A 15088-nucleotide genomic window follows, 5' to 3' on the forward strand; every position below is an offset into this window, starting at 1 on the left:
ATTGTTTAAGCTATTTGTTTAATGATCTTGGCGGGTATACCGCCTACGATGGTATCATCCGGTACGTCGCGAGAGACAACCGCACCTGCGGCTACCACAGAATTTTTTCCTATGGTTACACCGGGTAGTATAGTGGCAGCCGCCCCTATCCATGCATTGCGTTTTATTAAGATAGGCTTGCATGTCAGGTTCCTTCTTTCAGAAGGTTCCAGAGGGTGGTTTTCTGTGATAAGATTTACTTTGGGCCCTATAAGAACATCGTCTTCAATAGTTATGCCTCCGAGGTCAAGAAATGAGCAAGCATGATTAATGAAGACGTTTTTACCGATAGTTGTGAAACGGCCGAAATTTATGTAAAGTGGGGCGAATATAGCGGTACTCGGATCAATTACCGTACCTGTGATCTCACTTAAAATTTTTCGCACTTCGTTAATATCTTTGGCGCTGTTCAACAAAGGCATTAAAGCAAGGGTTTTACCTACTATCTGGTTAATTTCCTCAAATTGAGGCTCGTTAAGCCTTACTATTTCTCCTGCTTTGAGCCTTTCAAAAATATGCATCATTTCTTTAGTATTCTAATTTCACCAACCATCCATTGTCATCCATCCAAACTTTTGCCCAATCGAACCATTTGGCTTTACTTTTTGGATTATTTAGGCCAAAACCATGGCCGCCTTTTGGGAACAGGTGCATTTCTGCCGGTACTTTGTTTTGGAGGAGCGACTGATACATCATTAAACCATTTTCCACTGGTACCACATCATCATCCTCCGCGAAAACGATAAACGTTGGTGGCGTGTTGGGTGTAACTTGCTTCTCGTTAGAGTACAGGTCTATTTGATCCTGGCTTGCATCTTTTCCAATCAGATTTTCGCGCGAGCCTACGTGCGCTTTAGAACCGAAAGTGATAACCGGGTATATCAGCATCATAAAATCCGGTCGAACGCTGATGTTATCTTTATTGTTGATAACTACTTTGTCAAAATGTGTACCTTCAGTTGAGGTCAGGTGCCCGCCGGCCGAAAAACCCATAATTCCGATCCTGTTCGGGTTTATGCCCCATTTGGCAGCACCTTGTCTAACTATTTGAATAGCTCGCTGGGCATCCTGCAACGGACCGATGCTTTTATCGGTCATGATGCTGTCGCTGGGCAGTCGGTATTTGAGTACGAATGCCGTTACACCTATTTTGTTAAACTCCTGCGCAACGGCTGATCCCTCGTGCGCTGAAGCCAGGCCTGCATAACCGCCACCCGGGCATATCACAACAGCAGTACCATTGGCAGTACCTTTGGCCGGCAGGTAAGGGGTAAGGGTTGGTATGCTCACTTTTGCTATCCACGACCGCTGGTCGATAGTTTCTTTGTACGTTGCCGGTGTTGGCTTTGAATTAGGAACGCCGTTAGGATATAATGGCAGCGGAGTTTGTTGCTGTGCAAATGCAGTTAGCGTGGATGCTGTAAAAAGCAAAGCAGTCAAAAAGTTTTTCATTACTAAATAATTGGCAAAAGCAAGATACACATCTGCTAACGAAAAACGATACTACGGTTTGCAGTATCGTTTTAAAAATATTTTACTCACCCCGACAGCGCTACGCTTGTCGACCCTCTCTTAGCTATGCGAAAAGAGGGTTAGAAAAGTAGTAAAAAGAACACCTCTTTGCGAAGCAGAGAGGTAAACGGGTGAGTCAATTTCTCAGAGGCCTGATTATTTACTTCCGCCGAATTCCATCAAATAAGCTTTCAGAAATTCATCAAGTTCGCCATCAAGTACGGCTTGTGCGTTTGATGTTTCGTGGTCGGTGCGCAGGTCTTTCACTAATTTGTATGGATGTAACACATAGTTACGGATCTGGCTGCCCCACTCAATTTTCTTTTTGTTACCCTCTATTGCGTTTGTGGTTTCCTGGCGTTTACGCATCTCTATCTCATACAATTGAGATTTTAATAAACGCATTGCGTTATCCTTATTCTGCAATTGCGAGCGCGATTCCTGGTTTTTGATAATGATACCCGATGGTTTGTGGTAAAGACGAACAGCAGTTTCAACCTTGTTCACGTTTTGTCCACCGGCACCACCAGAACGGAAGGTTTCAAACTCTATATCGGCCGGGTTTATCTCTATTTCAATAGTATCATCAACTAACGGGTATACATATACTGATGCAAACGAAGTATGGCGCTTGGCGTTGGCATCAAACGGAGAAACGCGTACCAGGCGGTGTACACCGTTTTCGCCTTTTAAGTATCCGTAAGCAAAATCACCCTCAAACTGCAGGGTAACGGTTTTAACACCGGCCACGTCACCTTCCTGGTAGTCCTGTTCGGTAACTTTGTAGCCATTTTTTTCGCCCCACATAATGTACATACGCATCAGCATGCTGGCCCAGTCGCAGCTTTCGGTACCACCGGCACCCGCTGTTATCTGTAGTACGGCATTTAACTGGTCTTCTTCGGCACTGAGCATGTTCTTGAATTCCAGCTCTTCAACGGCGGTAACGGCGCTATCAAACTGCTCTTTCATTTCACCCTCGCTGGCATCGCCGGCCTGGTAAAACTCAAACAGTACATTAGTGTCTTCAACAATTGATGATACCTTTTTAAAAGCATCGGTCCAAACCTTTTTGGTTTTGATAGAAGCAAGTACTTTTTCTGCTTCTTTAGGATGGTCCCAAAAGTTTGGGCCTATGGTTATATCCTGTTCTTTCTGCATCGCATCGAGTTTGGTATCGATGTCAAAGATGCCTCCTCAGGGACGTTACTCTGTCCCTTAAATCCTGGATGTTTTCTTTAGTCATAAAGGCAAATATAAGAAAATGATAGGGGTAAAAATAAAAAGGCTTAAATCGCAATTAGCAACTTAAGCCCTCTTAAAAACTCTTTAACTTAATTTGGTTATGCCATGCGCAATTGTTGTAACAGCGGCGCAATGTTCATGTTACCACTAAGTTTGGTAACCATGGCACTTAAGCTAAAGTCGTTATTATTCTCCTCCAGTTTCGATTGTTTTATCATTTCCTGCATTACCGGTGGTATAAGGCTATGTGCAATTTCTGCAGCCTTTTCAGCAGTAAGGTTATAAAAATGATTAAGCTTATTAGTGAAGCGGTTAACTGCGCTATCAATAAGTGGGTTCTCATAAATACCGGGATATTGAAAATATTTCACCAGGTCTTTTAGCTTACCGCTATCCAATTGGTTTTTCAAAACTTCAATGATTGAGCTTGAGGCATCGTTCATCACAGCATCCCGGTCTTTTTCCTGAATTTCAGGATTGTTAATAACAGCCGTACCGGCGTTATTTTTTACAAGCATAAAGAGTTTTTCAAACATGGCTTTGTGTGTTAATAGGAGATTTATAAAATCATTACAATTTCTTAATCTCATTAAAAATAGGTCAAAAATGCTGCCATACACAAGGGTTTGAGACAAGCAGGTGCGGAATATTTTATAAAAATGACAAACACATAGTGTGTTAACATCACACTAAGACTGCCACAATTATGTAAGCTTTAGGGCTAACTTAAAACTTTGATTAGCGGCCTTGGTTTATCTTGTTACATTTGTTTAAACTCATTTCAATTATGCTGCCTAACATTGATCTTACATCTACCAAGGCTTACAAGTACCTTACAGACCACTATATTGACATTGTGGCCAAAAGCCTGAAAGAACTTTTTGATACTGACCCGGAAAGGTTTGAAAAATTCTCACTTCAATTTGAAGACATCCTGCTTGATTACTCCAAGAACCGGGTTGACGATGAAACTATAGCTCTTTTGATACAGTTGGCAAAAGAGTGTGGCCTAAATGAGGCAATTGAAGCCATGTTTAGTGGCGAAAAAATAAATGTTACTGAAGGTAGGCCTGTTTTACACATAGCCTTGCGTAACCGCAGCAACAAACCAATTTTGGTTGACGGCAAAGACGTAATGCCCGACGTGAACCGTGTGCTGCAACAGATGAAAGACTTTAGCGAAAAGATCATCTCCGGCACCTGGAAGGGTTACACTGGTAAAGCCATTACTGATGTGGTAAACATTGGTATCGGTGGCTCTGACCTGGGTCCCGTAATGGTGACCGAAGCCTTAAAGCCTTACAAGAACCATCTTAACCTGCACTTTGTATCAAACGTTGACGCAACACATATAGTAGAAACGCTGAAACCGTTAAACCCGGAAACAACGTTGTTCCTGATAGCTTCCAAAACCTTCACTACGCAAGAGACCATGGCTAACGCACACAGCGCGCGTGATTGGTTTATTAAAGCAGGCGGTAAACAGGAGGATGTGGCGAAGCACTTTGCAGCGCTATCAACCAATAGCAAAGGCGTATCTGAATTTGGTATCGATACAGCCAACATGTTCGAGTTTTGGGATTGGGTTGGTGGCCGTTATTCACTGTGGAGTGCCATTGGCTTATCAATTGTGTTAAGCATCGGCTTTGAGAACTTTGAAGGACTGCTTGCCGGCGCACACGCCATGGACGAGCATTTTAAAACCGCACCGATAGAACAAAACCTGCCTGCAATATTGGCCTTAATAGGTATATGGCATAATAACTTTTTCGAGGCAGAAACACAAGCAATCCTTCCGTACGATCAATACATGCACCGCTTTGCAGCATACTTCCAGCAAGGGGATATGGAGAGCAACGGTAAACATGTAGACCGCAACGGAAACCATGTAGATTATCAGACCGGCCCTGTCATCTGGGGCGAGCCCGGTACAAATGGCCAGCACGCATTTTACCAGTTAATACACCAGGGTACAAAGTTGATCCCTTGTGATTTTATTGCACCGGCACAATCACATAACCCGCTCGGCGAACACCACCAGATGCTGTTATCTAACTTCTTTGCACAAACCGAAGCTTTAATGAACGGTAAAACCGAAGAAGTGGTTGTAGATGAATTGAAGAAAGCCGGTAAAAATGAAGAGGAAATAACCAAGATAGCACCGTTCAAGGTGTTTGAAGGTAACCGCCCAACAAACTCTATCCTGGTTAAGAAAATAACACCGCGTACATTGGGATCACTGATCGCCATGTACGAGCATAAGATATTTACCCAGGGTATTATCTGGGATATTTACAGCTTTGACCAATGGGGTGTTGAGCTCGGCAAACAATTAGCCGGTAAGATCCTGCCTGAACTTAAGGACAATGCTGAGGTTACAAGCCACGATTCATCAACCAATGGCTTGATCAATCATTATAAGAGCTGGAGATAAAACCCTTCAGCCCCCTGAAGGCGGTGTAGAAGTAAGAATTACGTTGTCATTTCGAACGAGCGACAGCGAGGAGAACTCTTCTAAAAGCGACAATTACAGCGTAGAAGATTTCTCCTCGTACCTCGTTCGAAATGACATTGTTATACCAGCCCCGTCATTGCCACGCTATCGCTCGCAATGACAAGTTTTTTCTAAAACGCTTCTCCCAATCCAACGTAGAAGCCGCTTTGCCTGCTTTCGCCGGGGCGTTTCTCGCCAACGCCATAGTCAACGCGTACGCTTAAGCCTTTTTGTACATCAAAGAAATAGCGGAGGCCGCCACCGTAGTTGGGTTTAAGTTGATTGATATCGAAGTCCTGATGAAAAACCTCGCCGGTACCCGCGAAGCCGACGATACCGAAACGTTCGGTAAAGCGGTAACGTAATTCGGTTTGTCCGGCAAGGTAATTACGATCGCGGAAACGGCCGTTGTAATAACCACGCATCATTTCATCGCTACCCATGGAAGGCAACAGGTAAAACGGAGAAGAACTGCCGGTTAAGTTTTGGCTCTGCACGTTAAACCCTAAAACCAGCTTTTTACCCAGACTGAAAAACTGAGCTATCTCCATATTCAGTAAACCACCGTGGTAGCCGCTGCTGGCCCCGATGCCATTCATGTAATTGAAGTAGCTGGTAAACAGCGTTCCCTTTGTAGTGTAGGTGTTGTTGTTCCTGTTATCGAATATTAAAGTTGGCCCAACGTACAGGATGTTGCCTCCGCCTTTGCCCTCAATTGTTGGGTCGGTATTGTAGATGCCGCCAGCCTCTTTATCAGTAAAGCGATAATAATAGCCGCCACCAACAAGGCCCGCATAAATGTGATTGGTCAGCTTTTTCTCGGCTGTGAAAGTAATTCTCAAACGTTTCTGTCCAAGGCGGTCAGCATCTGTGTCGCGGGTGTTGTTGCCAATACCATAAAAATCGAACGGAAAGTTGATATAGTTAATAGCGCCTGTAAAGTGGTAGCGGTTGCCGGGTGTCCAATAACTGCTGCTCAGGTTTAACCGGCTTTGGCCCTTGGTGGTAATGGTTGCGTAGGCAAATATGTTCGAAATGCGTGTGTAAGTGCTTGTTGTATCGGTATAAAAAGAATACAGGCCCGAGCCGCCGACTTCCAAGCCGGTCTCCGGGGCCGAGCTTAACACCGGCAGTAATACAAAGCTTGGCCGTTTGGTGGTATCTTTCTCAAAATACATGCGGCGGATAAATTTAGGCAGCAGGTGTGTTTGCGCAAAAGCCGGGGCAAAAAGCAGGGCGAAAACTATAGTTGTAAGCTGTTTTTTCATGAAGTATAATGCCGTAAAGGTAAATGTTAAGGCATTGTTTCGGCTGATTTTAAATTTAAAATTCAGGTGTGGCCAAAATAGCTACTTTTGCAAAATAATTTAGAGGAATAAAATGAGTATAGCAAAAGGCCCGATTTCTCAGTTTATCGAGAAAAACTACCTGCATTTTAACGCAGCAGCTTTGGTGGATGCAGCCAAAGGTTACGAAACCCACCTTACCGAAGGCGGAAAAATGATGGTTACACTTGCCGGCGCCATGAGCACCGCTGAGTTAGGTATTTCGCTTGCCGAAATGATACGCCAGGGAAAGATTGATATTATCTCTTGTACAGGTGCCAACCTTGAAGAAGATATCATGAACCTTGTAGCACACTCGCACTACAAGCGTGTGCCAAACTACCGTGATCTTAGTCCGCAGGATGAGTGGGACCTGTTAGAGAACCACTATAACCGCGTAACCGATACCTGTATACCAGAGGAAGAAGCGTTCCGCCGTTTGCAAAAACACATCCATAAAATTTGGAAAGATGCCGATAACGCAGGTGAGCGTTATTTTCCGCATGAGTACATGTATAAGATATTGCTAAGCGGCGAGCTGGAGCAATATTATGAAATAGATCCTAAAAACTCATGGATGCTGGCCGCTGCAGAGCGTAACCTGCCGATTGTGGTGCCGGGATGGGAAGATTCAACCATGGGTAACATTTTTGCATCATACGTTATTAAGAACGAGATAAAAGCAACCACCATGAAAAGCGGTATCGAATACATGGCCTGGCTGGCTGACTGGTATGTAAAAAATTCAGAGGGAAAAGGTATAGGTTTCTTCCAGATAGGTGGTGGTATAGCCGGCGATTTCCCTATTTGCGTGGTGCCAATGCTTTACCAGGATATGGAGATGGAAAACATCCCATTCTGGAGCTATTTCTGCCAGATATCCGATTCAACCACCTCTTACGGCTCATACTCAGGCGCTGTTCCCAACGAGAAGATAACATGGGGTAAACTGGATATAGATACGCCTAAATTTATTGTAGAAAGTGATGCTACTATTGTAGCGCCGCTGATCTTTGCCTGGATACTGGGGCAATAATTTAAAAATGATATAAATGCAACAAAGCCCTTAAATTTTTGAGGGCTTTGTTGTTGAATAAGTTTTAAAGTATCAGATTTTCATTCCCTGGTGTTTAAAACAAATTGACAGGAGTTGTTATTTGTATTCGTCGGACTATCCTTTTACAGATAATAAAATTATTCCCCATTAAATAAAACGGGTGCTAACACTAAATTTTTTGATTATAAATCAACTACATAGCAAAAAACCTTTTTTAGCAAATTTTAAGGGGTTTTAAGTCCAATTTAGAACGATTATAAATTATATATTGCTGTCATTAAATTGTCAGCGATAGTGTATAAAGTTATACTTTTGTGCCTGAAAAAGTGGCTAAAACATACATCACAACTACGGTTTAACACTTAAAATAAAAATTATTTAGCATAAATACACTTTATGAGAAATATCTCATTGATTCTTAAACAGTTTACAAGGTCGGTTTTACTGGTTACCGGTTTGGTTGCCGCGGGTTTTAATGCCCATGCGCAGGCAGATGCTGCAAAAGGTGAAGCTATATTTAAAGCCAAGTGTACGGCATGTCACAAAATAGACGTGCGTATGACCGGCCCGGCCTTAGGTCCGCAGCTTACGCAAGAAACTGACGACGCTTACTTAACCAAATGGATACAGAACAGCCAGGCACTTGTTGCAGCTAAAAATCCTAAAGCTGTTAAGATCTTCAACGAATTTAACCAGGTTCCGATGACCTCGTTTGAAGACCTTAGCGATGCTGATGTAGGTAACGTACTGACTTATGTGCGTACTACGTGGAAAACTATGCAGGCTGATACTGCTAAGAAGCCAGCCGGTGGCGAAACAACAGAAGATAAAGGCCCAAGCTCTGTTATCGTTTGGGGTTTACTTGGTGTGATTGCCATTGCATTCATCGTTATCCTTGTTTTAAATAAAGTTATCGGCACACTTGAGCGCTTGTTGCTTAATAAAGGTGGTGTTGCTTTAGTTGATGAAGATGCCGAAGAAGAAAAGGTAAAAGCAGACCGTGCAGCAATTTTCAAAAAGCTGATCAAAAACAAAAAACTGGTATTCTTTATAGTGGTTTGCGGTACTATTGCTTTAGGTAGCTGGCAGTGGGTAACACTTTGGAATACTAACGTTCACCAAGGTTATCAGCCGGTACAGCCAATTAAATACTCGCACGAGTTGCACGCAGGTGTAATGAAAATTGAGTGTCAATATTGTCACGTAGCTGCATTTAAAGGTAAAAATGCTTCGATCCCTTCATTGAACATTTGTATGAACTGTCACAAATCGGTTAAAACCGAATCGCCAGAGATCCACAAGATCTATGACGCATTGGGTTACGATCCAAACACAGCTAAATACGATAGCACTAAAGCTAAACCTATCCAATGGGTTCGTATCCACAACCTGCCGGATCTGGCTTACTTTAACCACTCGCAGCACGTTAAGGTTGGCGGTATCAAATGCCAAACTTGTCACGGTCAGGTTCAGGAGATGAAAGAGGTTTATCAATACTCTCCACTAACCATGAAATGGTGTATCCAGTGCCACAGACGTACAGAGGTTAACGGTAAAGGCAATGCTTACTACGATAGCATACTTGCTGCTCATGACAAGATCAAGAAAGGCGAGAAAGTTACTGCAGCAGTATTGGGCGGTATCGAGTGTGCTAAGTGTCACTATTAATATTATCAAGAACGTACATTACAGTTTATATAACTTAAATGGATAGCAATAAAAAATACTGGAAAGGTTTAGAAGAACTAAACAGAACCCCAGAATTTGTTGAGAAAAATAAACACGAATTTGCTGAGCCTATTCCTATCGAGGAAGTGCTTAGTGGTGGTGGCTTATCAGCAAAAACACCTCGCCGCGATTTCTTAAAAGCTTTAGGTTTTGGTATGGGTGCCGTTACTTTAGCAGCGTGCCAGAAAGTACCTGTACACAAATCGATCCCTTACCTGATCAAACCTGAAGAGGTTACACCAGGTGTGGCTAACTATTATACCTCTACCTTTGAAGGTAATGCCATTTTGGTTAAGACCCGCGAAGGCCGCCCTATTAAAGTAGAAGGTAACCCTAACGACCTGCTTGGTAAAGGTGGTTTAAGTGCACAGGCACAAGCATCAGTACTTGACCTGTATGACACCAACCGCATTCAGGACCCTATGTTAAATGGTTCTACCAGTGGTTGGGCACAAGTTGATGCCTTTGTAAAAAGCGAACTTGCAGCCATTGCAGCAGCAGGTAAAACCATCAGCATTGTATCGGCAACAAAATCAAGCCCGTCTACACAAGCCGTAATCGCTGAGTTTATTACTAAATATCCTACTGCAAAACACGTTGTTTACGATGCGGTATCTTATACCGGTATAATCAAAGCAAACCAAAACAGCTTTGGTAAAGCCGTATTACCACACTACAATTTTGATAAGGCTGACGTTATTGTAAGCTTCGGTGCTGATTTCCTTGGTACTTGGATCTCAGGCGAAGAATTTACCCGCCAGTACGTATCAAACAGAAATGCAAAATCGCTTGAAGAGAAAAAGATGTCGCGTCACATCCAGTTCGAGAGCGGTATGAGCATGACCGGTACCAACGCCGACGTGCGTGTGGCTATCAAACCTTCAGAAGAAGGCCCTGCTTTGGTAAACCTGTACAACGCTATCAGCGGTACTACTTTACCGGGCTCTAAAAAGTTAACAACTGCTAATGCCGATAAAGCTATCGCGCTTGTAGCAAAAGAACTGGCTGCTGCTAAAGGCCGCGCGCTGGTTGTTTGCGGTTCAAACGATGTTGCTACACAGGTATTGGTGAATGCTATCAACTCATTACTGGGTAGCTACGGCACTACTATCGATCTGGATAATCCATCTCGCCAGTACGCCGGTAACGATAGCGCTATTGTTGAATTTATTGCTGCTGCAAAACGCGGTGATGTAGGTGCAGCCATCTTCTTAGATGCCAATCCTGCTTATGATTACCATTCTACAGCTGCCGTTAAGGATGCATTGAAGAAAGTACGTTTAAAAGTATCTTTCTCTGACCATGCCGACGAAACCGCTACGCTTTGTAACGTAGTTGCTCCTAACCACCATTACCTGGAATCATGGGGTGATGATAGTGCTATTGAAGGTTACTACACAGTAGTTCAGCCGGCCATTAACCCGGTATATAATACCCGCCAGGCAGAAACCAGCCTTTTGGTATGGAGCGACAATGCCGCTAAAGATTACTACACCTTTGTACGTAACAACTGGAACACTACTTTATTAGCTATCGGTGGCCTATCCGGCCAGCCTGGATGGGAAACCTTGTTGCAAACTGGTTTTGTTAAAGCGGCACCAAAAGCGGCAGGTACTTACAACTTCAACCTTGATCTTAACGCTGTTGCGCAAACTATACTTAGCCAAAGCGCTAAATTAGGTGAAGGCGTAAGTTTAGCAGGTAAAAAAGTTGAGCTACAGGTTTACCAGAACAATGCAATGCGCGATGGTAAACGCTCAAACAACCCTTGGTTGCAAGAGTTGCCTGATCCGGTATCTAAAGTTACCTGGGACAACTTTGTGGCCATGGCTCCATCAGACGTTAAGAAATTAGGTTTGGATGAGTTTGCAGTAGTTAAAGTAACTGCTAACGGTTACACCGTTGAGTTGCCTGTATTATCTCAACCTGGCCAGGCACCTGATACGATATCTATCGCTGTTGGTTATGGCCGTACAGCTGCAGGTAAAGTAGGTGATAACGTAGGTAAAAACGCTTTCCCTTTCTATAGCTTCTTAAATGGTACTTTCCAAACTACTGCACAAGCTACTATAGAGACAACAGGCGATACCTTCCCGCTTTCGCAAACACAAACACACCACTCTTACGAGGGACGTACTGTAATTCGCGAAACTACTTTTGCTGAGTACAAGAAAAACCCTGAGGCTGGTAAAGGCGAGGAAGAAGGCGAACATAAGAAATACGACCTTTGGGAAAATACCAATAACGACCGGATCCACGCACGCCCTGTTTATGACTGGGTAATGGCTATTGACCTTAACGCTTGTACCGGTTGTGGTGCATGTGTGGTAGCTTGTAGCGCTGAGAACAACGTACCTGTTGTGGGTAAAGAAGAAGTTGGCCGCCGCCGCGAAATGCACTGGATACGTATTGACCGTTACTACAGCTTCGCTGAGAACGGTACTGCTAAGGCAGACGAGCGTACCGGTATGGTTACCAAAGAAAAAGAAATTGCAAAACTGGAAGATTTCAGTAACGTAACTGTTGTTCACCAGCCAATGCTTTGCCAGCACTGTGACCATGCACCTTGCGAAACGGTGTGCCCGGTATTAGCAACTGTACACTCATCAGAAGGTTTAAACCAGATGGCTTACAACCGTTGCGTGGGTACACGTTACTGTGCTAACAACTGCCCATACAAAGTACGTCGCTTTAACTGGTTCAACTACTGGAACGACTCTCGCTTTGATAACTACCTGAACAACGAACACACTCAATTAGTATTGAACCCTGATGTTACTACCCGTTTCCGTGGTGTAATGGAAAAATGTTCAATGTGTGTACAACGTATACAAGCCGGTAAACTGAAAGCTAAAATGGAAAAACGCCCTCTGCAAGACGGCGAAGTTAAAATGGCTTGTCAGCAAACCTGCTCTGCTAACGCGATCATCTTTGGTAACCGTAACGATAAAAACTCTGAAGTGTACAAAGCACTACAAAGTGAAAGAACTTACTACGTACTTGAAGAGCTTAACGTACAGCCGGGTATTGGATACCAGGTAAAAGTTAGAAACACAGGAACTGAATCATTGGCTTAATTTTTACAACGAGATATATCATAACATATGGCTCATCATCATGAATCGATAATCAGGGAACCGTTAATGACAGGCAAGGACATGACCTATGCCCGTATCACTAACGAGATATTATTACCTGTAGAAAATAAACCAAACAAGGCCTGGTGGATCGGCTTCATCGTATCTGCTTTAGGCGCTATGTTATGGGTAGTATCCATCAGCTTAACCTTCTGGTATGGTTTGGGCGAGTGGGGCTTAAATAAAACGGTAGGCTGGGCATGGGACATCACCGGTTTCGTATGGTGGGTAGGTATCGGTCACGCCGGTACGCTTATCTCTGCGGTACTATTGGTATTCAGCCAGAACTGGCGTAACTCCATCAATCGTTCGGCTGAGGCGATGACAATCTTCGCGGTAATTTGTGCTGCTACATACATCGTAGCACACATGGGCCGCCCTTGGTTAGCATACTTCACATTACCACTTCCAAACCAATACGGTTCACTTTGGGTAAACTGGAACTCGGCGCTGATGATGGACGTGTTTGCGATCTCAACTTACTTCTCTGTATCATTATTATTCTGGTACACTGGTTTATTGCCGGATATCGCTTCAATCCGCGATCGTGCTAAAGGTTTACGCCGCCGTATCTACTCGATCCTTTCATTCGGTTGGACAGGTTCATTAAAAACATGGCAGCGTTTTGAGACCGTGTCACTTATTCTGGCAGGTATCTCAACACCACTGGTACTTTCGGTACACACCATTGTATCATTTGACTTTGCTACATCATTGGAACCGGGATGGCACACTACCATCTTCCCACCATACTTCGTTGCGGGTGCAATCTTCTCAGGTTTCGCCATGGTGCAAACTCTGTTATTAGTAACCCGTAAGGTGTTAGGCTTAGAGAACTATATCACCATGTTCCACATTGAGTCAATGAATAAGATCATCTTATTAACCGGTTCAATTGTGGGTGTGGCTTATATCACTGAGTTCTTTATCGCATGGTACTCTGGTGTTGAATATGAGCAATATGCTTTCATCAACCGTGCAACCGGTCCATACTGGTGGGCATACTGGAGCATGATGAGCTGTAACGTAATTTCTCCGCAGCTTTTCTGGTCAAGCAAACTGCGCAGAAACATTCCATTCTCTTGGGCACTTTCAATTGTGGTGAACATCGGTATGTGGTTTGAGCGTTTCGTAATTATCGTAACATCACTTCACCGCGATTACATCCCATCAAGCTGGGCTATGTTCTACCCAACCTGGGTTGACGTAGGCGTGTTCATCGGATCAATCGGTGTATTCTTCACTTTGTTCCTGTTGTTTATCCGAGTATTGCCTTCAGTAGCAATTGCAGAGGTGAAACTGTTATTGAAAACTGCAAGTGAGCAAGCTAAGTTGAAACAAATTAAAGAAGGTCATTTAGAGCCGGCAGAAGTTCAGTACTACAAAGAGTCGTTAACCAAGTATGACAGCGTAGATATGGCTGACTACGAAAAAGTATAAAAATGAGCAAGACTAAAATTATATTGGGCTGTTTTGATGATCCTGATGATATGATGCAGGGTATCACCAACTTACAAAAGAATAGCATACCTATTTATGATGTTTATACCCCAATGCCTATACACGGTATTGAGGCCAAAATGGGTGTAAAAGATTCGCGCCTGGGTTATGCAGCGTTTTGCTTTGGCTGCCTTGGGTTAACGGTTATCACCAGTATTGTTTATTACACGCTGGTAGGCGACTGGCCTCAGAACATTGGCGGTAAACCAAGTTTTGCAATGCCGGATTTTATACCGTTCATGTTTGAGTGGACCATCCTTTTCACAGCTTTCGGTATGACGTTCACCTTTTTTGCGGCAACACACTTGTTCCCGGGCCGTGCCCCACGTGTTATGGACCTGCGCGCAACAGATGACCGCTTTATAATTGCTGTTGATGCAAAAGGTAACATCCCGCATGATGATATCACTAATTTGTTAAAAGACGCAGGCGCTGTAGAAGTGAAGCATAACGAAAGGAAATATGTTAGCTATGAATAAAATTAAAATATTGGGCACAACGGCTTTCGTTATTGCTGCATCGATCGTAATTACATCATGCAAAGATAAACGCAGCACCGGCTGGGAATATGCTCCCAATATGTACGAGCACAAAGCTTACGAGTACGACCAACCTAACGATAATTTTAAGAACGGCCAAACCGCACAAACCCCGCCAGCTGGTACTATACCGGTAGGTTTTAAGCGCTTTGACTATCCGAATAATAAAGATGGTTACGAGAAAGCCAGCCTTGAGGTGAAAAACCCGCTGCCGCTTACTTCAAACAATATCGAGGACGGTAAAAAGCTGTTTACAACATTTTGCTCACCTTGCCATGGTGTTAATGGCCAGGGCGATGGTACGGTAGTGCAGCATGGTTATCCGCCGCCGCCATCGTACTCTAAAGGACAATCATCACGTGGTGGTGCTATGAAAGATCTTACCGATGGTAAAATTTATCATACTATAACTTATGGTGTAAACGCAATGGGTTCATACGCATCTCAGGTTGCACCAGAAGAACGCTGGAAAATTGTGATGTATGTACACCATTTACAAACTTTATAAGATT

12 protein-coding genes are annotated in these 15088 nt (G+C 43.6%); 7 read left to right on the forward strand and 5 right to left on the reverse strand.

Translation table 11 applies throughout. The features are described from left to right. Positions 1 to 5: 5 nt before the first annotated feature. From FPZ42_RS14090 to FPZ42_RS14105, 4 genes are all read right to left on the reverse strand, one after another. Positions 6 to 563, reverse strand: a complete 558-nt coding sequence (locus FPZ42_RS14090; protein WP_146272301.1) for a DapH/DapD/GlmU-related protein — start codon at positions 561 to 563, stop codon at positions 6 to 8. A 4-nt stretch (positions 564 to 567) separates the two neighbouring features. Continuing rightward, the gene (locus FPZ42_RS14095; protein WP_146272302.1) at positions 568 to 1491 is read right to left on the reverse strand and encodes an alpha/beta hydrolase; all 924 of its coding nucleotides are present in this window, start codon (positions 1489 to 1491) and stop codon (positions 568 to 570) included. A 216-nt stretch (positions 1492 to 1707) separates the two neighbouring features. Next, positions 1708 to 2797, reverse strand: a protein-coding gene (gene prfB, locus FPZ42_RS14100) for a peptide chain release factor 2 (protein WP_146272303.1) whose coding sequence is annotated in 2 segments (ribosomal slippage) — positions 1708 to 2736 and positions 2738 to 2797 — 1089 coding nt in all. Because the reading frame shifts where the segments join, the coding sequence is not laid out codon by codon here. Between the two features lie 97 nt (positions 2798 to 2894). After that, entirely contained in the window at positions 2895 to 3332 is a 438-nt protein-coding gene (locus FPZ42_RS14105; protein ID WP_146272304.1) for a hypothetical protein, read from the reverse strand. A 251-nt stretch (positions 3333 to 3583) separates the two neighbouring features. Between FPZ42_RS14105 and pgi the strand changes: the two genes are divergently transcribed. Then, positions 3584 to 5230, forward strand: a complete 1647-nt coding sequence (gene pgi / locus FPZ42_RS14110) for a glucose-6-phosphate isomerase (protein WP_146272305.1) — start codon at positions 3584 to 3586, stop codon at positions 5228 to 5230. A 191-nt stretch (positions 5231 to 5421) separates the two neighbouring features. On the opposite strand, the gene FPZ42_RS14115 is transcribed toward pgi, so the two are convergent. Continuing rightward, positions 5422 to 6558 (reverse strand): polymerase, encoded by a 1137-nt coding sequence (locus FPZ42_RS14115; RefSeq protein ID WP_146272306.1) that lies wholly within the window; start codon positions 6556 to 6558, stop codon positions 5422 to 5424. 112 nt (positions 6559 to 6670) lie between these two features. On the opposite strand from FPZ42_RS14115, the gene FPZ42_RS14120 reads away from it, so the two are divergent. The 6 genes from FPZ42_RS14120 to FPZ42_RS14145 all read left to right on the forward strand — a co-directional run bounded on the left by FPZ42_RS14120 (position 6671) and on the right by FPZ42_RS14145 (position 15084). After that, positions 6671 to 7651: a deoxyhypusine synthase family protein gene (locus FPZ42_RS14120; RefSeq protein ID WP_146272307.1), complete on the forward strand. Its 981-nt coding sequence runs from the start codon at positions 6671 to 6673 to the stop codon at positions 7649 to 7651. Positions 7652 to 8068: 417 nt separating this feature from the next. After that, positions 8069 to 9340, forward strand: coding sequence for a cytochrome c3 family protein (locus tag FPZ42_RS14125; protein ID WP_146272308.1), 1272 nt, complete (start codon positions 8069 to 8071; stop codon positions 9338 to 9340). Positions 9341 to 9378: 38 nt separating this feature from the next. After that, positions 9379 to 12477: a TAT-variant-translocated molybdopterin oxidoreductase gene (locus tag FPZ42_RS14130; RefSeq protein ID WP_146272309.1), complete on the forward strand. Its 3099-nt coding sequence runs from the start codon at positions 9379 to 9381 to the stop codon at positions 12475 to 12477. A 27-nt stretch (positions 12478 to 12504) separates the two neighbouring features. Continuing rightward, on the forward strand, positions 12505 to 13977 hold the full coding sequence (nrfD, locus tag FPZ42_RS14135) for an NrfD/PsrC family molybdoenzyme membrane anchor subunit (RefSeq protein WP_146272310.1): 1473 nt from the start codon (positions 12505 to 12507) through the stop codon (positions 13975 to 13977). A 2-nt stretch (positions 13978 to 13979) separates the two neighbouring features. Continuing rightward, on the forward strand, positions 13980 to 14516 hold the full coding sequence (locus tag FPZ42_RS14140) for a DUF3341 domain-containing protein (protein WP_146272311.1): 537 nt from the start codon (positions 13980 to 13982) through the stop codon (positions 14514 to 14516). Then, positions 14509 to 15084: a c-type cytochrome gene (locus FPZ42_RS14145; RefSeq protein ID WP_315898397.1), complete on the forward strand. Its 576-nt coding sequence runs from the start codon at positions 14509 to 14511 to the stop codon at positions 15082 to 15084. The genes FPZ42_RS14140 and FPZ42_RS14145 overlap by 8 nt, the downstream gene beginning before the upstream one ends. Positions 15085 to 15088: the final 4 nt, after the last annotated feature.

This window comes from Mucilaginibacter achroorhodeus (assembly GCF_007846095.1).
GTDB lineage: Bacteria > Bacteroidota > Bacteroidia > Sphingobacteriales > Sphingobacteriaceae > Mucilaginibacter > Mucilaginibacter achroorhodeus.